Genomic DNA, 21,657 nt, shown 5'->3' on the forward strand with positions numbered 1-21,657 from the left:
ATGCATCGAGCGTGGCAACGGCGCGCGCTGCGCGGGACGGAGGCCGGCGATAGATGGGGAATGCGGCCTGTTGCCGTTCGGTCGCTCAAACATTGTAAGCAAGATATTTGGTATGACGGCTCAAACCGAAAAGCGCGCATGATCGTACAGCAGGTTATCAACGGGCTTATGCTAGGTGGAATTTATGTGCTGATCGCTGTGGCGTTCACGCTGGCGGTCGGTGTTCTGAAGTTCCTTAATTTTTCGATTCCTGGCACGTTCATGATCGGCGGCATGATGTCGTGGGCGATGCTCAAGGTCGGCTGGCACTGGAGCGTCTCCTTCGGTGCAGCGTTCTTGTGCGCCGGTTTCGTCGGGCTGCTGGTGTACTGGTTGACGTACCGTCCGGCCAAGAACAGCGACCCGGAAGTGCCCCTTGTCAGCTCGCTCGGTTTCCTTGTGTTGCTGGAAAACATTGCGATTATCTATCTCGGCTCCGACCAACAGTCGTTCCCGCAGGTGATCGGCGACTTCAACATGCGGATCGGTCCGGTGGTGCTCGGCGGGGCGCAGCTCATCAGCCTGATCATCTCGCTCGGCGTCGTGTTCGGTCTTTCGATCTTCCTGAAGAAGAGCAATGCCGGGCGCCGCATTCGTGCCATCGCCGAGAGCCGCGATACGGCCGCGCTGCTCGGGGTCAACGTCGGCGCGCTGGTGCCGCAGCTGTTCGTCTTCAACGCGCTGTTCACTGCCCTTGGCGGCATCCTGTTTGCGATCAGCTACCTGCAGGTCTCGCCGTTCATGGGCGAAAATCTCGGCTTCAAGGGCGTCAGCGCCATGATCGTCGGTGGGATGGGCAGCATCTGGGGCGCGATCATCGGCGGGTTGCTGATCGGTCTCGTCGAGGTGCTGTCGATCCAGTCGCTCGGCTCGGACTTCGTCAATATCTGCGTCTACGGATTGTTGCTCCTGCTGCTGATCGTCCGCCCCGAAGGGCTGCTCGGCAAGCCGGCGGCCAGGGATAAATTGTGATGAGCGGCTATCATCTCGGCATCCTCGTTCTGCTGTCGTTCAACGTGATCGCCGCTTACGCTGTATATCTGCCGCTGGCGGCGGGACAACTCAATCTCGGCATTGCCGGCTTCATGGTGGTCGGCGCCTATGCGGCGTCATACCTGACCAACGAGATGGGCTTTCCAGTCGTCGGTGCCATTGCTTGCGGCGGTGCGCTCGCCGCGGCCGTGGCGCTGCTGGTGGCTATCCCGATCCTCCGCACTCACGGCATCTATCTGGCGCTGGCGACCTTCGCGCTGGGGCAGGTGATCGCGGCGATCTTCCTCAACCTGGATGTGGTTGGCGGTGCCTCCGGCTATCCGGTCACCGCGCATGTCGGTGCGGTCGCGGTGATAGGCACCGCGGTCGGCGTCATCGGCTTCATGGCGCTGCTGTCCACCACGCGGTTCGCGCTCTATCTCACCGCGGTGAAGAGCGACCCGCTGGTGTCGGACCTGATGGGCATCAACATCCGCGCGATCAAGGTGGCCGCGTTCACGGTCGGCGCCGCGGTGGCGGCGATCGGCGGCGGGCTGTACGCGCACTATTTCAACTACATCGAGGCGCAGTATTTCAGCGTGATGCTGAGCGTCTATACGGTGCTCTATGTCCTGCTTGGCGGCACCCAGACTGTTTGGGGGCCGCTGGTCGGCGCGTTGATCTTCACGCTGATGCCGGAACTGCTGCGCGCCAGCGCGCAGTGGCGCTATGCGCTGTTTGCGATCTTCATCATCCTGTTCATGGCGGTCAGGCCGCAGGGCCTGATCACCGCTGGCTTCGGGAAATATCTGCGTCGGCAGTTCGTCCGGGAGGCCGCGTGATGGCCGCGCCATTTCTGTCGGTGAAGGGCCTCGGCAAGTCGTTCGGAGGCCTCAGCGTCATCCGTGACCTGTCCTTCGACGTCACCAAGGGGACCTCGATGGCGCTGATCGGCCCCAACGGTGCAGGCAAGACCACGGTCTTCAACCTGATCAGCGGCGTCTATGCCGTCAGCAACGGCAGCATCGCGCTCGACGGCCGCGACATGACCGCGGTGCCGTCGCGCCGACGCATCCAGGCCGGCATCGCGCGCAGCTTCCAGAACATCCGGCTAATGTCGCACTTGACCGTTCTGGACAATCTGCTGGTCGGCCAGCACGTGCGGGCGTCGGGTCTGATGGATCTGCTGCAGCCGTTCCGGCTGATCCCGAACCACCGCTGGATTCGCGGCGCGATGCGCGAGCTGGAAGAATGCGGGTTGCAGAAATACGCCCACGAGCGGATCAGCGCGCTGCCCTACGGCATTCGCAAGCGCATCGATCTGGTGCGGGCCACGCTGGCGTCGTCGTCGCTGCTGATGCTGGATGAGCCGGCCGCAGGGCTGAACGCGACCGAAACGGCGGAGCTGAAGCAGCATCTCGACCTGCTGAAATCCCGTGGCGTGACGCTGCTGGTCATCGAGCACGACATGCATTTCGTCAGCGCGATCTGCAGTCAGGTGGTGGTGCTGAATTTCGGCGGGAAGATTGCCGAGGGCTCGTTCTCCGACGTGCAGACCGACCCGCGGGTGCGCGAAGCCTATCTGGGCACGGAGGACGCGGCATGAGCCAGCCCCTGCTCGAAGTCTCCAACCTGACGGTATCCTACGGCCGGGTGGCCGCGCTGCGCGACGTGACGCTGCGCGTCGGCGACGGACAGATCGTGGCCGTGCTGGGCGCCAACGGCGCGGGCAAGAGCACGTTGCTGCTCAGCATTCTCGGCGCGCTGAAACCATCCGGCGGTGACATCTATTTCGCCGGTGCGCGGATGACCGCGCAGCCGATGCACCGCCGGGTCGGCGCCGGCATCGTGCTGGTGCCGGAAGGCCGCCAGATCCTCATCTCCCTGACTATCGAGGAAAACCTGCTGCTCGGCGCGCACCTGCGCAAGGACACCCAGGCCGTCCGCCGCGAGATCGAGGCGATCTATGACCGCTTCCCCAACCTCGCCAGCCGCAAGGACATGCTCGCCTCCAGCCTGTCCGGCGGCGAGCAGCAGATGCTGGCGGTCGGGCGAGCGATGCTGGCCAGGCCGAAGCTGATGATGATGGACGAGCCGTCGCTCGGCCTGTCGCCGCTGTTCATCAGCCGGCTGTTCGACCTGATCAGGGAGTTCAACCGCGACGGTCTCAGCATCCTCCTGATCGAGCAGAACACCGGGAAAGCGCTGTCTGTCGCGCATCATGCCGTGGTGCTCGAACTCGGTCGCGTCGTGCTCGAGGGCGATCCATCAGAACTCGCCAGGGACCCGCGGCTGCAGGAGGCCTATCTCGGCGGCGCCACGACGGATCACCAATCCGCATGAACCTATCCGATCCCACTTCCAACCAGAGAAAGTCCGATCATGAATCGTAAAGTCCTGCTTGCCGTGACTGCACTGATGCTGGGGAGCACCGCTCATGCCAGCGCCGAAGACCTCGTCATCGGCTTCACCATGGCCAAGACCGGCCCGTTTGTGAGCTTGGCGTCGAACAACGAGATCGCGGTCGACATGGCGGTGGACGAGATCAACGCCGCTGGCGGCATCAACGGCAACAAGATCAAGGTCGTGAAGTTCGACAGTGCCGGCGATCCGAAGCAGTCGGTTCTGGCCGTGCAGCAGTTCGCCCAGGACAACAATGCGCTCGCTGTGGTCGGTCCGTTCTCCTCCGGCGAGGCACGCGTCGCCTTCGCGGCCGGCGAGCGTCTCGGCATCGTGTCCATGTCGATGTCGTCCTCGGCCCCGGCATCGCCGCGCCGTTCAAATACGCCTTCCGCAACACCGTCGATGAGGGCGTGGTGATCGGCACCGTGCTGAAGTCGCTGGTCGCCCGGAAGCTACCGGCGTCCTCCGCCGCCATCGCCTACGCCACCGACGATGCCGTCTCCAAGTCGGTCGGCACCGCGGTGCTGCCCGGCCTTTTCACGGAAGCCAAGATCCCCCTCAAGGGTTCTGTCGATTTCCAGTACAAGGCGTTCGACCTGTCGCCGCAGGTGTCGCAGCTGGCGCAGATGAAAGCCGACGTGATCGGCTTCGGCGCTCCGCCGGAAGCGATGATCAATCTCGCCAAGGAAATGAAGCGCCAGGGCGTGACCGGGCGCCTGATCGCCGGGACCACCGTGGCCGATCCGGACCTGCCCGCGCGGTTCGGCGATGCCGGCGAAGGCACTCTAATCGGCACCACGTTCTATGACGACCTCAACGACGCCACCCGCAAGTTCGTCAAGGATTTCGGCGAACGCGCCACCAAGGCCGGCAGCAGCCGCAAGGTACCGAACCAGAGCGACGCCTCGTCCTATGACATCGTCTACATGTATGCAGAAGCGATGAAGAAGGGCAAAGTGACCGGCGCGCCGGCCAAGGTCGCCGAGGAGCGCACCGCGATCCGCGATCAGCTGCGCGCCCAGAAGGACCTGCCGACGGTGGAAGGCAAGATCACCTTCGGCGAGAACGGCGACTCCGTGAAGCCGATCTACGTCATCGAGGCCCGCGGCGGGCGCTGGAACCTGTTCGACGCCGGCGGCGCCAAGTAAGCCGCGCAGGTTGCGATTGGTGCGGGAAGCCTCGCGGTTTCCCGCTGCGCGCTCAGGCAGGCACGGTGAGGCAGGCATGGGTCGATCGCCGCATCGACGAGATCCGGTCGACCTATTTCGCCGATTTCTGCTGGACCAGTTTGTAATCGATCAGCCGGATCGCCTCGTCGGCGTCCTCGACCATGGCGGACATCAATTTGCGAAACCTGTCGAAATCGCTCACTGTCAGGCTCCGAAACAGCATGTCGTTGACCGGCCGCTGCACCGTCGCAAGTTCGTTGAGCAGCGCCCGGGCCTTTGGCGAGATGGTGAGGACGACGCGACGGCGGTCGGCGGCGTCTGTCTCCTTTTCCACCAGTCCGTTCGTCACCAGTTTCTTGATTTCGATGGTGATGAAGGCGCCGCTGAAATGGAGGTGGGCGGCAATCTGGTTGACGCCGACCTTCTCGTCGCCCCCGCTCAGATGGGCGATGGCGATCAGCACCGTGTACTGCGTGCCGGACAGGCCGATTGCCGCGCCCAACTGGGCGCGCACCGCCTGCAACCGCGCCGAAAAAGCCAGCGTATCATGCAGGAACTGGCGGAACCCGGCGTCCGATCCGTCGACCATCAGTTGCTGCCGGGAGATGGTCGGCTCGACCTTCACTTTTCGTTGTCTGACCTTGCTCGCCATTCGATTCCCGTCTGCGTTGTTATCGGTATACCGGGCGACCGAATCGCAAACAAGTTGGATAGGCAAGCCGCCGTCCGGAGTGTCGCCGAACTTGACAGTCGCCGTTTCGCCTCGATAATATACCTTTGTAATAAAGCTATATGGTTCCGGAGTGAACATGACAGCCGCCGCTGCAGTCGATACCCGCGCTTTTCGCCACGCGCTCGGCCAGTTCGCCACCGGCGTGGCGGTGATCACCGCGCAGTCGGCCGATGCCAGCCCGATCGGCATGACCATGAGCTCGTTCAATTCGGTGTCTGTCGATCCGCCTCTGATCCTGTTCTCCATCGACCGCAGGTCGTCGAGCCTGCAGGCCATGACCGAGGCCACGGGCTACGCGGTGAATATTCTCGGTCGCGACCAGGAGCACCTGTCGCGCACCTTCTCGCGGTCGATCGGCGACCGCTGGGACAGCGTCGAGCACAGGCCGGGCCACGCCGCCGCGCCATTGATTGCCGGCGCGCTGGCCCATTTCGAATGCGCGCCCTACGCCCGATACGACGGCGGCGACCACGTGATTTTCGTCGGCCGAGTGGTGGAGTTCTCCGCCCGTCCTGACAACGAACCGCTGATCTTTTTCCGCGGCGCCTATCACGGCCTGCCAAGTCAAGCCCGCGGCTGCGACGCAACCGCGTCCGATGCCAACCCGACATGATGTTTTAACAGAGCACGAGGCATTCCATGATCAAGACTGGTCAACAGCATATCGACAGCCTGCGCGACGGTCGCGAGATCTATCTGGACGGCGAACTGGTGCAGGACGTCACTAGCCACCCGGCGTTTCGCGGCGTGGTGGCCTCGGTCGGCCGCATGTTCGACTTCCAGAGCGCGCCGGAAAATCGCGAGCTCATGACGTTCGAGACCGAGACCGGCACCCGCGCCAACCGCATCTGGGAACTGCCGGGCAGTTACGCGGCGCTGACCACCCGTCGCAAGGGGCTGGAGGCCTGGACGGAGCTGCATGCCGGCTTCATGGGGCGCGCGCCCGATCATGTCGCCTCGTGCATCTCCGGCATGTTCATGGGTCTCGAAGTGTTCGAGGCCTATGACAAGGAGCGTGCCGCGGCATTGTCCGACTATTACCGCTATGCCCGCGACAACGATCTCTATCTCACCTACGTCATCATTAACCCGCAGGCCGACCGCTCGAAGAGCGCGGCCGAGCAGGCGGACCCGTTCCTGTCGGCCGGCGTCGTGTCGCGCGACGCCGAGGGCATCACCGTTCGCGGCGCCAAGATGCTGGCGACCGGCGGCATCATGGCCAACGAGGTGTTCGTGAGCTGCATCCAGCCGCTGCAGCCGGGCGACGAGAAATATGCCGTCTCCTTCGCAATCCCGATGAACACCAAGGGCCTCAAGATCCTGTCGCGAAAGTCCTATGAGGCCGCGGCACCGTCGGTATTCGACAATCCGCTGGCGAGCCGCTTCGACGAGAACGATGCGGTGCTGTATTTCGACGATGTGAAGGTACCCTGGAGCAGGGTCTTCATCGTCGACGACATCGCCATGTGCCAGAAACAGTTCCATGCGACGCCAGCCCATGTCTATCAGAACTACCAGGCGATGATCCGGCTGACGGTGAAGCTGCGCTTCCTGATCGGCATCGCGATGCGGACCGCGGAGACCAACGGCGTCGTCGGCTTTCCGCAGGTGCGCGAGATGCTCGGCCAGCTGGCCGCCGAAGTCAGCATGGTCGAGGCCTTCGTGCTCGCCATGGAGACCAAGGGGACGCAGCGCGGCGCCTATTTCATTCCTGATCGGGCGATGCTCTACGCGGCGCAGGTGCTGACCCAGCAGCTCTACGCCAAGATTATCGGCACGCTGCGCGAACTCGCCGGTGGCGGCATGATCATGCTGCCGTCCTCGGTCAAGGACTTCGATAATCCCGAGCTTTCGCGGCTGATCGGCAAGACCCAGCAGTCGCCCGCGGCGGGGGCTATCGACAAGGTGAAGTTCTACAAGCTGGCCTGGGATGCGGTGGGATCCGAGTTTGCGTCCCGGCATTCGCAATACGAGATGTTCTTTGCCGGCGCGACCTTCGTGACCAAGGGACACGCCTTCCGCACCTATGACTGGAAAAACGCCGCGGGTCTGCTCGACAAGATGCTGTCGGGCTACGACCTCGCCGACGAAGTGACGCCCCGGAGCAATCCGGATACGTTTCCCCGCGCTGTCGCCTGATTGACCGAGAAAGCTTGAACATGGCCATCAACAAACTGCACGACGAATTCCGTACCCTCGACATGAGCACTGGCTGGGAAGTGCCGCCCGGCTATCCCGCCGGCATCCAGCAGAAGATCCTGTCGGGCGCGCTGGACGAGGTGAACAAGGCAGGCAGCCGCACCCGCATCCTGCGGTTCGAGCCGGGCATCTACACGACCAAGCCGTTCGTTCACGAATACTGGGAAGAAGTGTTCCTGTTCTCCGGCGACCTTATCGTCGGCAACGACGAGCAGGGCAATGGCGGAGAATCGTTCCAGCCGCACACCTATGCCTGCCGCCCGCCCGGTGCATTTCACGGGCCGTTCAAGTCGGTGAATGGCTGCATGCTGATGGAAATCCATTACTTCGATCCGGTCTGAGCGAGACCGGCAGCAACGTTTGCTGCATCGACCACATCCGCGTCCGGTGCCCTCGGGGCGCGAGCGCGCGCTTCACGCGCGTCTCGAAGGATGAACCCCGAACTTTCTCACGGTTCGCGACGCGCGAAGACGCGCTTCTGACCGTGAGGGCCGTATCATCCGAGCCAGTTGCACGAAGGAACATGACATGACGACCACCATCGCGTTCACGCTGGACGCCAAAGCCGGCCCGTCGCCACTGACGCTGACGATCACCCAGGGAGTCATCGCCGGCTGGACCGGCCGGGATCCCGTGGCGCGCGACCATCACATTGCCGAGCTGGCTGCCATCGGCATTGCGCCGCCGGCTTCGACGCCGATCTACTACCGCTGCGCGGCGCGGCGCTTTACCACGGACGGGGCCATCGAATGCACCGGCGGCGAGTCGTCGGGGGAAGTGGAGTTCGTGCTGATCGGCGGCAACGGCAAGACCTATGTCGGCGTCGGCTCCGACCATACCGACCGCAAGGTCGAGACCTACAATATCACCGTGTCAAAGCAGATGTGCGACAAGCCGGTGGCCGCCACGCTCTGGGATCTCGCCGAGGTGGAGGGGCACTGGGACCAGATCGTCCTGCGCTCGTTCGCCACCATCGATGGCGTGCGGGTGCTGTACCAGGAAGGCACGCTTTCCGGCATGCTGCCGGTGGCGGAACTGATCAGGCTCGGCTTTGGCGGCGCAATGCTGCCGGACGGCACCGCGATGTTCGGCGGCACGTTTGCGGCCAAGGGCGGCATCCGGCCGGCGACGCGGTTCGACTATGAGATCGAGGATCCCGTGCTGAATCGCAGGATCGCTGCGGGCTACGACATCATGACGCTGCCGGTGGTGGGATAGGTTCGCGCCACGGTCTGCATGAGCATCACGCTGGTGTAGAAGGGCCGCTGCCGCAGCTGGCGGCCTCGCAACCAGCGGCGTGCTGAAGTTCACATGATGGCAACAGAAAAGCGGAGGCATTGCTGCCTCCGCTTTTCTGTTTGCTCTGTCTGTCGTTCGTCTATCCCAGCCGGCTGGCGGCGTGGGCGAGCAGGGTGTAGACCAGCCCGGTTTCCGAGGTGAGGTGGCTGCGCAGCGCGGCCGGGCCGCGTTCGTCGCGGGCGACCTCGTCGAGCAGGCGTTCGAACTCGGTGATGTACCTGTCCACCGTGGTCTTGAAGTTGCGGTCGGCGCGATACTTGCGGCTGACCTCGTCGAACGCCTTCTGTCCGGCGGGGGTGTAGAGCCGCTTGCTGAACGCCTTGCGCTCACCGCGCTGGTAGCGATCCCACATCTCGGCGGCCAGCGCGCGGTCCATCAGCCGGCCGATGTCGAGCGACAGCGACTCCAGCGGATTGCCGCTGCTGGCAGGCGCGGGCGGCGGCGTCGGGGCGCGCGGGCGCGGCGGCTCACGCTCCTCGGCGCTGTCGGCGCGGCCGAGCAGGTCGGACAGCCAGCCGTCACGGCCCTGGTCGGAACCCGATGGGGCGACCGGCGGCGCTTCGGTGCGGCGCGGGGCAGGTGCGCCGATATCCGGCATCGGCAGGTTGGAGGCGCTGCCGAAATCGCGCTGACGGGGCTGCGGCGCGGGGGCCGGTGCCGGGGCAGGGGCCGGACGCGACATTGCCTCGCTGCGACCGCCGGCAGTGGCCATCACAGGCTCTTCCTCGCGCTGCACGCTGGCGCGGCTGGCGCCGACCACGTCGAGGCCGCGGCCGTGACGGGCGACGATCCGGTTCAACTCGGCCAGCGCCTCGATCTGGTCGACGATGACCTTGCGCATCTGCGAGGTGCTCTCGGCGGCCTCCTGCGGCATTTCCAGCACACCGCGGCGCAACTCGCTGCGGGTCTGCTCCAGTTCGCTCTGCATTTCCGAGGCCATCATCTTCATGGACTGAACCAGCGTCGCGAACTTGTCGGCCGACTGCTTGAACATCGCATCGGCTTCCTGGGTGCCCTGCTGGTAGATCTCGTTCATGGCCTCCGACGTCAGGCGGCGTTCCTCCTCGGCCGAGGCGCGCACCGCCTCGAACTGGCGGGTGATCGCCGACGATCCGGCACCGGCGGTCTCCGCCACCACGCGCGCGATGTCGCGGGCGCGCTCTTCGGCCGCCGCCAGCGATTCATCGAGCAGGCCGGTGAAGCGGGTCAGCCGCTGATCGAGATCGGTGGTGCGCAGGTCGATGGTGGTGACCAGCGAGTCCAGCGCGGCCTTGCGTTCGTCGACCGACGCCATGGTGCTCTTGTTGCTCTGCTCCACCAGTGCGGCGGCATCGACCAGCGCATGGCCGTGGCTTTCGAACTGGGTGGACAACTCGGCGAGATCGCCGACCGCCTTCGAGGTCTTGGCGGTGAAGGTGCCGAGCTGATCTTCCAGCGCCTGGGTGGCTTGGCCGTTGCGCGACGTCACGTCGTTCATGGTGGTGACGAAGTCGGCGACGCGGGTGACCAGCGCCCGCTCCAGCGAGTTCAGGTTGTCGTGGGCGCCGGTGAGGACTTCCTGCAGCAGGATGTTGCCCTCACGCAGCCGCTCGAACAGAGCGACCGTGTCGGTGCGCAGGATCTTGCTGGTCTCCTGCATTTCGGTGACCGCAGCGATCGAGACCTGGCGCGACTGCTCGATGGCCGAGCGCGAGGTGTGCTCGAGTTCCTTGAGCGACTTGTTGACCGCGTTGGTCGCGATTTCGCCGGCGGTGGTGATGCTGCGTGACACGTCCGACGAGTTGGTGACCATCGACTGCGCGAAGGTGTGGCCGCGGGTTTCGATGGCCTTCAATGCATCGGCAGTGACGCGGTCGATATCGACGGTGAGCTGGTTGGTCTTGTTGCCGAGGGCATCGACCAGCGAACCGCGCTTGGCGTCGATCATCTGCGACAGACGATCAGTCTGTTGCTGCACATAGGTGACGATCTCGTCGGTCTTGCCGGTCATGGTCGAGCCGAAGCTGCCGGTGGCGGCGAACACCGAGCGTTCGATCTCCGACGAGGCCGACTTCATGCGGGTCGAGACTTCGTTGGAGACGCTCACCAGCGCGGTCTGGGCGCCGAGCGCGCTGGCCTGGATGTTGTCCGAGGTGCTGGCGGCGGCGGTGGCCAGCGAACGCTCGATGTCGACGGAGATCGCCTTGACCTGGCTGGCGGCCTCGGACGAGGCGGCGGACAGCGAGGTCTGCGCCTCGCGGGCGCTGCTCAGGATCGACGCAGCGGTGTCGGCGCCCACGGCCGACAGCGTGCGTTCGACGTCGATGGCCAGTGACTTGACGTGGCTGGCGGCCTCCGAGGACGCGGCGACCAGGGTCGACTGCGCCTCGCGGGCACCGGTGACCATGGATTCCGCGGACAGGCTGCCGGCGGACGTGAGGCTGCGTTCGATGTCGGCGGCGAGCGACCTGGCCTGCGCCGAGACGTCGGCGGAGGTCGAAGCCAGCGTGGCCTGCGCGTCGCGGGCACTGGCGACGATGGAGTCCGCGGTGGAACTACCGGCTATGGTGAGGCTGCGCTCGATATCGGCGGCGAGATTGCGGACCTGGTTCGACGCTTCCGAGGAGGCGTTGATGAGCGAGGTCTGCACGCCGCGTGTGCTGGCCAGGATGGAGTCGGCGGTGGCGGTGCCGGCCGCGACCAGGGTGCGTTCCACGTCGGCGGCCAGCGTCTTGATCTGCTGCGAGGCTTCGTTGGAGGCGGAGACCAGGGTCGTCTGCGCGGCGCGGGCGCCGTTCAGGACCGAGTCGGCGGTGGCGGTGCCGGCTGCGGACAGGGTGCGCTCGACATCGGCGGACAGCGACTTGATCTGGCCGGCGGCTTCGCTCGAGGCGGCCACCAGGGTGGTCTGCGCGTCGCGGGCGCTGTTGAGGATGGCGTTCGCAGCATTGCTGCCGACAACCGTCAGCGTGCGTTCGACGTCGGTGGAGGTCAGCCGCAGCTGCGCGCCCACATCCGTCGAGACGGTGAACAGCGATTCCTGGGCGGCGCGGGCGCCGGCCTGGATGGTCTCGCTGGTGTTGACCACCAGATGGGTCAGCGAACGTTCCGCGTCCTCGACATGCGACTTGATGCCGGCGGACAATTCCTCGGCGCGGCTCATCAGCGACTCGCTGGCCTGACGGCCGGAGGTCTCGATGCGGCCGGCGACGGCCTCGATGCGCGAGCCCAGCAGCTCCTCGAACTGGCCGACGCGGGTGTCGATCTCCGTGACCACGGAGCCGACGCGATTTTCGAAGCCGTTGTGGATCGCCTGGAAGCGGGCGGTGACGGTGTCAGCCAGAGCGGTGCTGCGGTCGTCGATGGTCGCGGTGACATCGGCGATGCGGTGGTCGATCGCCGCGATCGCCTGCGTGGTACCGCCGGTCAGCGTGGAGGTGAGGTCGGCGAGACGCGAGTCGATGGAGTAGATCGCCTGCACCGCGCCGTCGGTGATCGAGGAGGCGAGGTGGCTCAGGCGCGCGTCGACGGTGCTGACGGCGTGGTTGGCGCCGTCGGCGAGTGCGGTGGTCAGGCGGACCAGGCGCTGGTCGATGGAATGGACCGCAACGTCGGCGCCCTGGGTCAGCGCCGTCGCCAGATGGGTCAGGCGGTGGTCGATAGTGTCGACGGCATCGGTTGCACCGTCGGTCACGGCACTGGTCAGATGGCTGAGGCGGGCGTCGATCGTGCTCACCGCCTGGATGGCGCCGTCCGACAGCGACGACGACAGCGTCTCGAGGCGGTTTTCGATGGTCGCGGTGACCGACTGGGCACGCGCGTCGAACGTCTCTTCCAGCCCCTTGAGCCGGCCGTCGACGGTCTCGTCGAACGACTTGATGCGGCTGTCCAGCGACGCGTCGAGGTCGCTGACGCGGGATTCGAAGGTGGTTTCGAACTGCTGCAGGCGCTGGTCGAGCGAAGCGGTGATCTGGCCGCCGTTCGAGGTCAGGCGGGTGTCGAACGTATCGACGTAGGTCTTCAGCGTGTCCGAGATGTCATGGGTCCGCTGTCCGAGCCGATCGACGACTTCGCCGCCGAAGGTCTTCACGGTGCGGTCGAATTCGGAGATGTGGCGGGTGATCAGGGCGCCCAGCGTGCCGCTGTCGCGCGAGAACTTCTCGGCGAGTTCAGAGCCCTGTTCCTTCACCAGTTCGTCGAAGGCGCTCATCTGCAGGCTGAGGGTGTCGTGCGCGGTCTCGGTCTGGCTGGCGACCTTGGCGACCAGTGCATTGACGGTGACATCGAGCGCCTCGGAGGCCTTGTCGCCGCTGTCGATGATGCGGGTGGCGAGACGGTTGCCGGCCTCGTCGATCTTGCTGACCAGATCGCCGCTGCGCAACTCGAGTTCGAGCAGCAGAGAATCGCTGGAATTCTTCAGGAGTCGTGGACCTGCTCGGTGCGATCCGAGACGCGATCGACGATGCCCGAGGAGCGGGTCTCGAACTCGCTGGTGATGCGGTCGATGCGCTCGTTCAGCATGTCGTGGACGCGGTCGGCGAGATCGACGAATTCGTCGTGCACATGGCCGGTCTTGAAGTTCAGGCTGGAGGTCAGGCGTTCGCTGGCGTCGAGCACCGCGCGAGTGGTCTCGGCGCTGGCTTCCTCGAGACGGTCGAGCAGGTCGCCGCCGCGCTCGCCGAGCGCCAGGATCATGTTGTCGCCGGCATTGCTGAGCGCCCGCGTGATGTGTTCGCCACGCTCTTCCAGCGCGCCGGTGATGCTCTTGGCGACCTCGTCGACGCGCGAGGCGATGGCGTCGGAGATCAGCGCGATGTCGTGGCGCAGATCGATCTGCACGCCGGAGATGGCGCTGCGGACCTGCTCGGCCTGGCCGACCAGGTTGTCGCGCTGATGCGCGATGTCCTGCAGCAGCGCGCGGATGCGCACTTCGTTGTCGGAATAGGCGCGCTCCAGCGCAGAGACTTCGTTGGCAACCAGGGTTTCGAGTTCGCCGGCGCGCGCGATGGCGCGCTCGACGCCGTCGCCCATGGCCGCGACCTCGCGGCGGATCGCCTGGCCGACCGTGACCATGGAATCGCTGGCGGCGCCTTCGGGCTCGGAGAAACGGATCGCCACCTGCGCCATGGACTGGGCGATCATGCCGAGTTCCTGGCCGCGCCAGGCAATGCTGGCGAGGAAGTAGAACAACAGGACGGGGGCGAAGAACAGCACCGCGAGGCCGGCCAGCGCCAGCGTGCCGCCGGAGCCCTGGCCGATGAAGGCCTGCAGCGAGGGCAGGAAGGCGACGGTCAGCAGGCCTGCGCCGACCACCCAGACGCCGGCGAACAGAGAGGCCAGGGTGTAGACGTTGCGGGCGGGGCGGCCCTTCTGGATCGCCTGCAGGATCTGGCCGATGGTTTCGCGGTCGTCATTGGCGGGGCGGCGGGCGAAGCGCGCGTCCTCGGCGGTGTCGAAGGCGGAGCGCTCGGCGCCCATCCGCGCGTCGAATGAATTCTCGTCATAGGCGGGGGTGGCATTGGCCGGCGCGTTGTCGCGCGAAGCAAAGGTCGGGTCGCGGTCGACCACGGGCACGTCGCTGATGTTCAGTGCTTCCTGGATGGCAGAGAGAGCGACTTCGGTTGGATCCTTGGCCTTTTTCGGATTGTTTGCCATGTTCAGTCCACGCCCCTTGTTTTACGCATCTGGAAGCCCCGCACCGTCATCCTGCATACCGGGAAACCCGGGTGCACCCCGCGGATGACGGCGAAAACTACCGGTGTCCCGGCTTGTCCACTACTTCCGCAAACATCCTATTGGCTTGGTGGCTCGAATGAAATGGATTCGATTAATACAATCTTAATCATCGTTAACGCCGCGGCGCCCAAGTCGTTAGTGTAGCTCGCAAATCCCGCGTCGCGACGACATCGTGGCGAGGTTTCGTCTAAAAAGCGGCAAACTTGCGGCCTGTACGCGAAACGTTCCGTTAACCACTGTTGTGATTGGCTGACCAAAATCGCACGCCGGATTGCTCGGCGGCAGCCAGGTTGGGCATCATCATGACACTGCACATGGAACAGGTTCACTGGATGCCGTCGCCGCCGCTTGCTCCCGATGATGGTCCGATCGATCGCGCCCACCTCGCACGCATGACCCTCGGCGATCCCGGCCTCGAGCGCGAAGTGCTGGCGATGTTCGCCGGCCAGTCGGCCGGCCTGATGGACCATCTCGCCGGATCGCCGCCCAACGCCGCCGATCTGGCCCATACCCTGAAGGGCTCGGCGATGGCGATCGGGGCGTTCCGGGTCGCCGATGCCGCGGATTGGCTGGAGACCGCCCTGCGGAATGACGACAATGGCGGCGAACCGCTGATGGCCCTGGCCGATGCAGTGACCGAGGCCCGCCAGGCGATCGATGGCATCCTGAAGCGTTCCTGAGCGATCTGCCCTCGAGATTCAGGTTTTGCGGCGGAGCGCTGGCGCGATCCGGATCGACCCGTTATACGACAACCTGTCTCTCCCTTCCTGCAGCGCGAGCATCATGGCCAAGATAAACTTTGTCGATCACACCGGCGAAACCCGCACCATCGACGTCGAGAACGGCGCCACCGTGATGGAGGCGGCCATTCGCAACGCCATTCCCGGCATCGAGGCCGAATGCGGCGGCGCTTGCGCCTGTGCGACCTGCCACGTCTATGTGGACGAAGCCTGGCAGGAGAAGGTCGGCGCGCCGACGCCGATGGAAGAGGACATGCTGGATTTCGGCTACGACGTGCGGCCGAATTCCCGGCTGTCGTGCCAGATCAAGGTCACCGACGCGCTGGACGGTCTGATCGTCCGCACCCCCGAACGCCAGGCCTGATCGGTTCGAATTTAAGCGCTGACACTTGTCCCGGACGCGACGCAGCCTAGCGAAGCAAAGCTTCGCGCGGCAGTGCTGCTTCGCAGATCCGGGACCGTACCGGGCTCCGAGTTTTGGGCGGTCCCGGCTCTGCGGTGCACTCCGCCGGCAAACGGCGGCGCAATGCACCGCGTCCGGGACATGGGGCGTTGAGCTCTACGGGCTGCCGCCGCCGTGCATCATCCAGGGCTGAAAGCGTGCGACGATCTCGGCGGGGATCGGCGTCGGGTCGCGGCTGTCATGGCCGACCATCACCGTGGTCGACGTCGCCGACGCCATGCACTTGCCCTCCGAGAATACCACCTGCGAGAAGGTCGCCGAGGTGCGGCCGAGCTTGATGACACCGAGGCCGAGCTCGATGGTGCCGGGCCAGTGCAGTTCGGCGCGATAGTGGATATTGAGCTGGACCAGCACCCAGGCGAGGCCCGGTAGCATCAGCCCGTAGGCGGGGTCCTTCACCAGCATGACCCGGCTGGTCTCGAAGTAGCTTGCATAGACCGCGTTGTTGACGTGCTGGTTCGGGTCGAGGTCGGCGAAACGCACATTGTCGGTCAGCCGATAGGGGAAGTTCTCAAGCAGCGGGGGCGTCGCCCGGGCGGGTGCGTTCACGTAGCGTCTCCAGCGTTTTGCGACTGTTACAGCCCAGTTGCCGGGCGCGGGCAAGGGCGCTGCGCCGATTTATGGCTTTCCTCGTCGGGCACGGTTGGCTAGACATTTCGGGCCGGATGGCGCCGGGCCACGGGCAAGGTTCAACCGAGAAGAAACCCCATGAGCGAAACGATCAAGACCGACGTGCTGATCATTGGCGCGGGTCCCTGCGGGCTGTTTGCCGTTTTCGAACTTGGCCTGCTCGACATGAAGACCCACCTCGTCGACATCCTCGACAAGCTGGGCGGCCAGTGCGCCGAGCTCTATCCGGAAAAGCCTATCTACGACATTCCCGGCATTCCCATGGTCACCGGCCAGGGCCTCACCGATGCGCTGATGGAGCAGATCAAGCCGTTCAGCCCGACCTTCCATCTCAATGAAATGGTCGAGACCATCGAGAAGATCGGCGATCCCCTGTTTCGCGTCACCACCGATGCCGGCCAGGTGTTCGAGTGCAAGGTGGTGGTGATTTCCGCGGGCGGCGGCTCGTTCCAGCCGAAGCGGCCGCCGGTGCCGGGCATCGAGGCCTATGAGGGCACGTCGGTGTTCTACGCCGTGCGAAAAATGGAGCAGTTTCGCGACAAGAGCATCCTGATCGTCGGCGGCGGCGATTCCGCGCTGGACTGGACGCTCAACCTGCAGCCGATCGCCAAACGCGTCACGCTGCTGCACCGGCGCGACGATTTCCGCGCCGCCCCGCACAGCGTCGAGCAGATGCGGACGCTGGTGGCGTCCGGCCAGATGGATCTCAGGATCGGTCAGGTCACTGCGCTGGAAGGCGAGGGCGGCATGCTGTCGGGCGCTGCGGTCAAGGGCAGCGACAACGAAACCTTCAAGGTCGATTGCGATACCATGCTGCCGTTCTTCGGCCTGACCATGAAGCTCGGACCGGTGGCGAACTGGGGCGTCAAGCTGGAGAACAATCTGGTGCCGGTGGAAACCGCATCGTTCGAGACCAACGTGCCCGGCATCTTCGCGATCGGCGATATCAACACCTATCCCGGCAAGCTCAAGCTGATCCTGTCCGGCTTCCACGAGGGCGCGCTGATGGCGCAGAAGGCGCATCGCTACGTCTATCCAGACAAGCGCCTAGTGTTTCAGTACACGACGTCGTCGTCGAGCCTGCAGAAGAAGCTCGGCGTCAACTGAAGCGCTGCGCGATCGGACAATCTGCTACCGTGCCGTCATCGGCACGGTGTGGCGAAGGTGTGGCGGCGTCACACAGTGAAATCCCGTTCGGGGTCACGCTTCTTGCAAAAGCCATCAAGCAGCGGCACTCTGCAACCGACAGAGCAGAGTTCCCGTCGCCACCATCGCGACGCCCCGGCCCGGTGATCAGCATGTTCAAAGTACTATCCAGCCTTCGACTGACCGGCGCGTTCGGCGCGGCGATCGCAGCACTGACCCTGTCGGCGACGCCGATGCGGGCGCAGGAGCCTTCTGCGGTTGGACTTTGGCAGAAGGTCGAGAACAACAAGCCGGTGGTCTGGGTGCTGATGGTCGACCACGATGGGGTCGTCGAAGGCGCCATCGCCAAGACGTTTTCCAATCCCAGCGAGCCGCCGAACGAATTCTGCGTCAAATGCGTCGACGATCGCAAGGGCGCGCCGGTGCTCGGTATCTCGTTTATCCGCGGCATGAAACATGTCGGCCTGAAGTACGAGGACGGCAACATTCTCGATCCGCGCGACGGCAAGATCTACAAGGCCAAGATGAGCGTCAGCCCCGACGGCCAGACGCTGACGCTGCGCGGTTACTGGGGCATTTCGCTGCTCGGCAAGGACGAGACCTGGTACCGGCTGCCCGACGCCATGATCGCCTCGCTCGATCCCGGCGTGCTGGCGAAGTACATGCCGGAGCAGGCCGCGGCGCTGGCCGCTCCCGCCGGGAAGCCGCCGCAGGCGGGCGCTATGAAGCCGACCGTTGGCGTCAAGAAGGCGACCAACGCGGTCCCGCCAGCGACGCGTTGATCGCGCGCAGTTGCTGATTGCCGGACGCTGGAGCGCCGCAGCGCTTTCGTGATTTCGTACCGTTCTGGCGAAGCGTTGCGACGCGAGGAGCCCAGCGCTTCACTCGGGATGAAGCGAGCTACCGCGATGCCGGCGTCACTGGCGCCAGCGGCTCCTGGACCACCTCGGCCTCATTGCCAAGTCGCAGCACGTCGGCCACGGCCGGCAGTGCCGCATCGGCCATGGCGGCATGGCCCTCGGCGGTCGGATGGATCGCGCCGCCATAGACCGCTGACAGCACGCCCCAGGTGGCGTCGTGGATATCCGCAGGCACGGCCGCAGCCGAGTAGCCCTGCGGATAAGTCATCGCGGCGAAGTAGCTGTCATTGGCGTCGCGGATCCAGCGGCCGCGCGGCAGATAGGCGCGAAACTCGCTGGCGCCGCGACCGCAGGTCATCGGCTGCTCGGCGGCGGCGACGATGTCGGGGTCGAAACTGTCCCCCTTGGCCGAGAAACAGGCGCGGTCGAACTCCGGATCGGACGCAGACCTCGCACAAAATCCGTGATTGGCGAAGGCGGCCTGATGGGCATCGACGAAGGTCATGCGGTCACCGGCCGGATCGCGGCACATGATGCCGCCCTGGCACAGGGCCAGCGCCTTGAGCTGCGGCAGGAACTCGCTCTGGACGAAATTCGCCACGCTGGACAGCCGCTGCGGGTTGGCATTGAACGACGGGTGGATGTCGAAGCCGGCCGGACCGCCCGGGCAGGGCGCGCCATTGGCCAGCGCCGGATTGGCATAGGCGACATAGACCACGTGGGACAGGTCGTTGCCGACCAGCGGCTTCAGCGCTTCGCGCAGCTTGCTGAATCCGGCCGGCAAGTCGCGCGCCAGCGCCGCCCGGGAGTCCTCGACCGATCCGATGATGCCGGTGCGCTTGAACAGCGTGCGCTCGGTGGAGTTCTCGACGATGACGTCGGCGACCAGGCCGGAGAAGTTGATGTCGTTGGCGCCGACCGAGAGCAGCACAAGGTCGAGCTTGCGGTTGGGCTGCCGGCGCTTGGCGGCCGTCATCGCCTCGCGCAGCTCGGTGAGCTGCGCATTGACGGTGCCCTGGCAGTTTATGGTCGTCTTGGTGGTCAGGCATTCCCGCGCGCGCTGCGACCCGAACAGGCCGTCGGCGATGGTCGCGCCGGAACAGGCGAGCGGCAGGTAGGTCACCGCGATGTGCGGATACGCCACCGCCAGCGCCAGCGCGGTGCGGGTCTGGTAGCTGTAGAGCGAACGGTGGCACGCCGAATTCAGCCAGGTCGCGCTCTGGCGTTGCCAGGCCTGCAGGGGTTCATAGGAATCGCACGAGCGCCCGCCCTTGAAGCCGGCGCGGCTGGGCCGGTAGAACATGCCGGAGGCCGTGCCGAGGTAGGATCGGAAGCAGAAGCCATCGTCGGACAGTGCGACCGGCCGGTCCGGATTGCCCTCGCCCGACGCGATGGAGTCGCCAAGGCCGGCGATCAGCACGTCGCGCACCATGATCTGCGTGACCACGCGCTGCGGGGCGTCGGGGCCGCTGGCAACCTCGACGGTGGCCTGGGTCGGGCGGCCATAGCGGGCGCGAAAATTGATCGGTTCGGCACAATCGAAGGTCGATTGCCGCGGACCGTCGCCATCGTCGAAGGTCCAGGCGCAGACCGCGCCGACCGGCACGTCGCCGGTGAGGCGCACGGTGATCGGATGCTCGGTGGGCGTCAGATAGCTTTCCTTGACGGTGTCGCGGGTGCAGGGCTCGCTGACCTTGCCGGCGAGGTCGATGCACAGCCGGCCAAGCGTGTTGCGGGCCCAGCCGCGGCCATCGCTCTGCACTTCAAGCGCCTGCTCCGCGGCGAGCACGCTGTGGTTGCGCAGGGATTCGACGTGAAGCTGGAAGTCCCGCTCCTCACGAAACAGCCGGAAGCGGTTGCGGACTTCCCATGAAATCTGCATCGGCGCGGCGCCTTGCGCCGCCGCCCAATCGGCGGGCAGGGCGCACAAGGCGGCAAGCAGCAGGGCGATGCGGATGAAGGCGGGTGCGATGCGAATTCGGGTCATGGCGTCTTGAACGTCACGGATGGGGCAGAAGTAAGAGGGGCCATCACAAATCGGCCAAGCGGACTCGAACAAGGGGCTTGGCGCAGATCAGCCCTGCGCCTGCCGGTTCTTGGCGGGATGCGGAATCACGGTCGCCGTCGCGGCACGGCGCTGCTCGGCATCGGCCTGCCTTAGCAGATCCTGTTGCTCCTGGGCGCGGCGCTGCTGCCACGGCCGCACCACATTGAGCCACAATTCGCGGCTTGCCATGACGGCGATGGCCACTGCGAACGGCAGCATGAAATACAGGATGCGGAACAGCACCAGCGTGGCCACCAGTTGCTCGCGGCCGAATTGCGGCAGCGCCACCAGCATGGCCGCGTCGAACACGCCGAGACTGCCAGGCGCATGGCTGGCGAAGCCGAGCAGGGTGGCGAGAATGAACACCACCGCCAGCGAGACGAAATCGATTGCCGGATCGGCCGGCATCAGCAGATACATGGCCATGGCGCAGAAGCCGAGATCGGCCACGCCGATCAGGATCTGCAGCAGGGTGACGCGGGCCGAGGGCAGCGTCACCTTCCAGCCGTTGCGGCCGATCTCGCGGCGCTTGTCGCCCATCGACAGCCAGATCAGATAGGCGGAAATGCCGACGATGCCGCCGAGGCCGATCAGCCGGTTGACGGCATCGGGCAGCAGATCCATCGACGAGGCGGCCTGCGGGTGCCACAGCATGCCGATGCCGAGAACGAAGGTGTTGCCGAGCCAGAAGGTCAGGCCCGAAATGAAGCAGATCTTGGCGACATCGATGGCGGTAAGGCCGTAATCGGAATAGATCCGGAAACGGATCGCCCCGCCGGTGAACACGGTGGCACCGATGTTGTGGCCGATGGTGTAGCTGGTGAAGCTCGACAGCGCGGCGATGCGATAGGGAATGTGGCTCTTGCCAATGGTTCGCAACGCGAAGAAATCGTAGAAGGTCAGCGTACAGAAAGCGCCGAGCACGCAGAGCGCCGCAAGCGCGACGTCGAGCGGCGACTTTTCGGTGATTGCCTGCAGGATCACGCCGGCGTCCACACCCTTGAGGGTGCGCACCAGATGGGTGATCGCCAGGGCGATGATCAGCACGCTCGCCGCGACACCCAGCTTTTTCCAGCCGATGTGCTGCTTGAAGCCGCGCCCAAGCGCGGTCAGCAATTGTCGCATGCGTCCTCCCCGAAGGGCGCGAGCAGTTTCAAAGCCGGCAGTAGCGACGGGCGGCAAGCGGCGACCAATTTGTTCATACGCAAAGTTCACTCATACGCGAAATCCTTAAGCCAAAAA

Annotated in this window: 20 protein-coding genes; 14 read left to right on the forward strand and 6 right to left on the reverse strand. The window is 65.2% G+C overall.

Annotated elements, in window-relative coordinates; genetic code table 11:
• Genes ONR75_RS12110 through ONR75_RS12135 form a run of 6 tightly spaced genes read left to right on the forward strand, consistent with a single transcriptional unit; the run spans position 1 to position 4,562 of the window.
• Complete coding sequence (locus ONR75_RS12110) at positions 1-1,011, forward strand: branched-chain amino acid ABC transporter permease (protein WP_265083632.1); 1,011 nt, start codon at positions 1-3, stop codon at positions 1,009-1,011.
• Complete coding sequence (locus ONR75_RS12115) at positions 1,011-1,853, forward strand: branched-chain amino acid ABC transporter permease (protein WP_265082804.1); 843 nt, start codon at positions 1,011-1,013, stop codon at positions 1,851-1,853. Before ONR75_RS12110 ends, ONR75_RS12115 begins: the two co-directional genes overlap by 1 nt.
• Entirely contained in the window at positions 1,853-2,617 is a 765-nt protein-coding gene (locus ONR75_RS12120; RefSeq protein ID WP_265082805.1) for an ABC transporter ATP-binding protein, read from the forward strand. Before ONR75_RS12115 ends, ONR75_RS12120 begins: the two co-directional genes overlap by 1 nt.
• Positions 2,614-3,354, forward strand: coding sequence for an ABC transporter ATP-binding protein (locus ONR75_RS12125; protein ID WP_265082806.1), 741 nt, complete (start codon positions 2,614-2,616; stop codon positions 3,352-3,354). The genes ONR75_RS12120 and ONR75_RS12125 overlap by 4 nt, the downstream gene beginning before the upstream one ends.
• A gap of 39 nt (positions 3,355-3,393) precedes the next feature.
• Entirely contained in the window at positions 3,394-3,831 is a 438-nt protein-coding gene (locus ONR75_RS12130) for an ABC transporter substrate-binding protein (protein ID WP_265082807.1), read from the forward strand.
• Positions 3,825-4,562: an ABC transporter substrate-binding protein gene (locus ONR75_RS12135; RefSeq protein WP_265082808.1), complete on the forward strand. Its 738-nt coding sequence runs from the start codon at positions 3,825-3,827 to the stop codon at positions 4,560-4,562. Before ONR75_RS12130 ends, ONR75_RS12135 begins: the two co-directional genes overlap by 7 nt.
• 112 nt (positions 4,563-4,674) lie before the next feature.
• On the opposite strand, the gene ONR75_RS12140 is transcribed toward ONR75_RS12135, so the two are convergent.
• Positions 4,675-5,394, reverse strand: coding sequence for a MarR family winged helix-turn-helix transcriptional regulator (locus ONR75_RS12140; RefSeq protein ID WP_265082809.1), 720 nt, complete (start codon positions 5,392-5,394; stop codon positions 4,675-4,677).
• Here ONR75_RS12140 and ONR75_RS12145 point away from each other — a divergent pair.
• From ONR75_RS12145 to ONR75_RS12160, 4 genes are all read left to right on the forward strand, one after another.
• Entirely contained in the window at positions 5,393-5,929 is a 537-nt protein-coding gene (locus ONR75_RS12145; protein WP_265082810.1) for a flavin reductase family protein, read from the forward strand. The genes ONR75_RS12140 and ONR75_RS12145 overlap by 2 nt on opposite strands.
• 26 nt (positions 5,930-5,955) lie before the next feature.
• Positions 5,956-7,455, forward strand: a complete 1,500-nt coding sequence (locus tag ONR75_RS12150) for a 4-hydroxyphenylacetate 3-hydroxylase family protein (RefSeq protein ID WP_265082811.1) — start codon at positions 5,956-5,958, stop codon at positions 7,453-7,455.
• A gap of 20 nt (positions 7,456-7,475) precedes the next feature.
• Complete coding sequence (locus tag ONR75_RS12155) at positions 7,476-7,856, forward strand: cupin (RefSeq protein ID WP_265082812.1); 381 nt, start codon at positions 7,476-7,478, stop codon at positions 7,854-7,856.
• 187 nt (positions 7,857-8,043) lie between these two features.
• Complete coding sequence (locus ONR75_RS12160; protein ID WP_265082813.1) at positions 8,044-8,733, forward strand: DUF2848 domain-containing protein; 690 nt, start codon at positions 8,044-8,046, stop codon at positions 8,731-8,733.
• 160 nt (positions 8,734-8,893) lie between these two features.
• Here ONR75_RS12160 and ONR75_RS12165 read toward each other — a convergent pair whose 3' ends face one another.
• Both ONR75_RS12165 and ONR75_RS32780 read right to left on the reverse strand, forming a co-directional pair.
• A complete protein-coding gene (locus ONR75_RS12165; protein WP_413776463.1) occupies positions 8,894-13,174 on the reverse strand; it encodes a negative regulator of septation ring formation in 4,281 nt (1,426 codons plus the stop codon).
• 35 nt (positions 13,175-13,209) lie between these two features.
• On the reverse strand, positions 13,210-14,448 hold the full coding sequence (locus ONR75_RS32780; RefSeq protein ID WP_413776557.1) for a hypothetical protein: 1,239 nt from the start codon (positions 14,446-14,448) through the stop codon (positions 13,210-13,212).
• A gap of 383 nt (positions 14,449-14,831) precedes the next feature.
• Between ONR75_RS32780 and ONR75_RS12170 the strand changes: the two genes are divergently transcribed.
• Positions 14,832-15,209, forward strand: a complete 378-nt coding sequence (locus tag ONR75_RS12170) for an Hpt domain-containing protein (RefSeq protein WP_265082814.1) — start codon at positions 14,832-14,834, stop codon at positions 15,207-15,209.
• Positions 15,210-15,312: 103 nt separating this feature from the next.
• Positions 15,313-15,633 (forward strand): (2Fe-2S)-binding protein, encoded by a 321-nt coding sequence (locus ONR75_RS12175; protein ID WP_265082815.1) that lies wholly within the window; start codon positions 15,313-15,315, stop codon positions 15,631-15,633.
• A gap of 195 nt (positions 15,634-15,828) precedes the next feature.
• Here the strand turns inward: ONR75_RS12175 and ONR75_RS12180 are convergent, their stop codons facing one another.
• Positions 15,829-16,281, reverse strand: coding sequence for an acyl-CoA thioesterase (locus ONR75_RS12180; RefSeq protein ID WP_265082816.1), 453 nt, complete (start codon positions 16,279-16,281; stop codon positions 15,829-15,831).
• Between the two features lie 159 nt (positions 16,282-16,440).
• On the opposite strand from ONR75_RS12180, the gene ONR75_RS12185 reads away from it, so the two are divergent.
• Positions 16,441-17,469, forward strand: coding sequence for an NAD(P)/FAD-dependent oxidoreductase (locus ONR75_RS12185; protein ID WP_265082817.1), 1,029 nt, complete (start codon positions 16,441-16,443; stop codon positions 17,467-17,469).
• A gap of 191 nt (positions 17,470-17,660) precedes the next feature.
• Positions 17,661-18,290 (forward strand): DUF2147 domain-containing protein, encoded by a 630-nt coding sequence (locus ONR75_RS12190; protein WP_265082818.1) that lies wholly within the window; start codon positions 17,661-17,663, stop codon positions 18,288-18,290.
• A 118-nt stretch (positions 18,291-18,408) separates the two neighbouring features.
• Here ONR75_RS12190 and ONR75_RS12195 read toward each other — a convergent pair whose 3' ends face one another.
• Both ONR75_RS12195 and ONR75_RS12200 read right to left on the reverse strand, forming a co-directional pair.
• Positions 18,409-20,355, reverse strand: a complete 1,947-nt coding sequence (locus ONR75_RS12195; protein ID WP_265082819.1) for a hypothetical protein — start codon at positions 20,353-20,355, stop codon at positions 18,409-18,411.
• 87 nt (positions 20,356-20,442) lie between these two features.
• Complete coding sequence (locus ONR75_RS12200; protein WP_265082820.1) at positions 20,443-21,540, reverse strand: lysylphosphatidylglycerol synthase transmembrane domain-containing protein; 1,098 nt, start codon at positions 21,538-21,540, stop codon at positions 20,443-20,445.
• Positions 21,541-21,657 lie beyond the last annotated feature (117 nt).

This window comes from Rhodopseudomonas sp. P2A-2r, assembly GCF_026015985.1.
GTDB lineage: Bacteria > Pseudomonadota > Alphaproteobacteria > Rhizobiales > Xanthobacteraceae > Tardiphaga.

Coding starts and splice junctions, on each gene's coding strand:
- ONR75_RS12120 (WP_265082805.1), top strand. CDS start 1,853: ATGGCCGCGCCATTTCTGTCGGTGAAGGGCCTCGGCAAGTCGTTCGGA.
- ONR75_RS12160 (WP_265082813.1), top strand. CDS start 8,044: ATGACGACCACCATCGCGTTCACGCTGGACGCCAAAGCCGGCCCGTCG.
- ONR75_RS12110 (WP_265083632.1), top strand. CDS start 1: ATGCATCGAGCGTGGCAACGGCGCGCGCTGCGCGGGACGGAGGCCGGC.
- ONR75_RS12190 (WP_265082818.1), top strand. CDS start 17,661: ATGTTCAAAGTACTATCCAGCCTTCGACTGACCGGCGCGTTCGGCGCG.
- ONR75_RS12125 (WP_265082806.1), top strand. CDS start 2,614: ATGAGCCAGCCCCTGCTCGAAGTCTCCAACCTGACGGTATCCTACGGC.
- ONR75_RS12185 (WP_265082817.1), top strand. CDS start 16,441: ATGAGCGAAACGATCAAGACCGACGTGCTGATCATTGGCGCGGGTCCC.
- ONR75_RS12170 (WP_265082814.1), top strand. CDS start 14,832: ATGACACTGCACATGGAACAGGTTCACTGGATGCCGTCGCCGCCGCTT.
- ONR75_RS12175 (WP_265082815.1), top strand. CDS start 15,313: ATGGCCAAGATAAACTTTGTCGATCACACCGGCGAAACCCGCACCATC.
- ONR75_RS12140 (WP_265082809.1), bottom strand. CDS start 5,394: ATGTTCACTCCGGAACCATATAGCTTTATTACAAAGGTATATTATCGA.
- ONR75_RS12115 (WP_265082804.1), top strand. CDS start 1,011: ATGAGCGGCTATCATCTCGGCATCCTCGTTCTGCTGTCGTTCAACGTG.
- ONR75_RS12130 (WP_265082807.1), top strand. CDS start 3,394: ATGAATCGTAAAGTCCTGCTTGCCGTGACTGCACTGATGCTGGGGAGC.
- ONR75_RS32780 (WP_413776557.1), bottom strand. CDS start 14,448: ATGGCAAACAATCCGAAAAAGGCCAAGGATCCAACCGAAGTCGCTCTC.
- ONR75_RS12200 (WP_265082820.1), bottom strand. CDS start 21,540: ATGCGACAATTGCTGACCGCGCTTGGGCGCGGCTTCAAGCAGCACATC.
- ONR75_RS12195 (WP_265082819.1), bottom strand. CDS start 20,355: ATGACCCGAATTCGCATCGCACCCGCCTTCATCCGCATCGCCCTGCTG.
- ONR75_RS12150 (WP_265082811.1), top strand. CDS start 5,956: ATGATCAAGACTGGTCAACAGCATATCGACAGCCTGCGCGACGGTCGC.
- ONR75_RS12155 (WP_265082812.1), top strand. CDS start 7,476: ATGGCCATCAACAAACTGCACGACGAATTCCGTACCCTCGACATGAGC.
- ONR75_RS12145 (WP_265082810.1), top strand. CDS start 5,393: ATGACAGCCGCCGCTGCAGTCGATACCCGCGCTTTTCGCCACGCGCTC.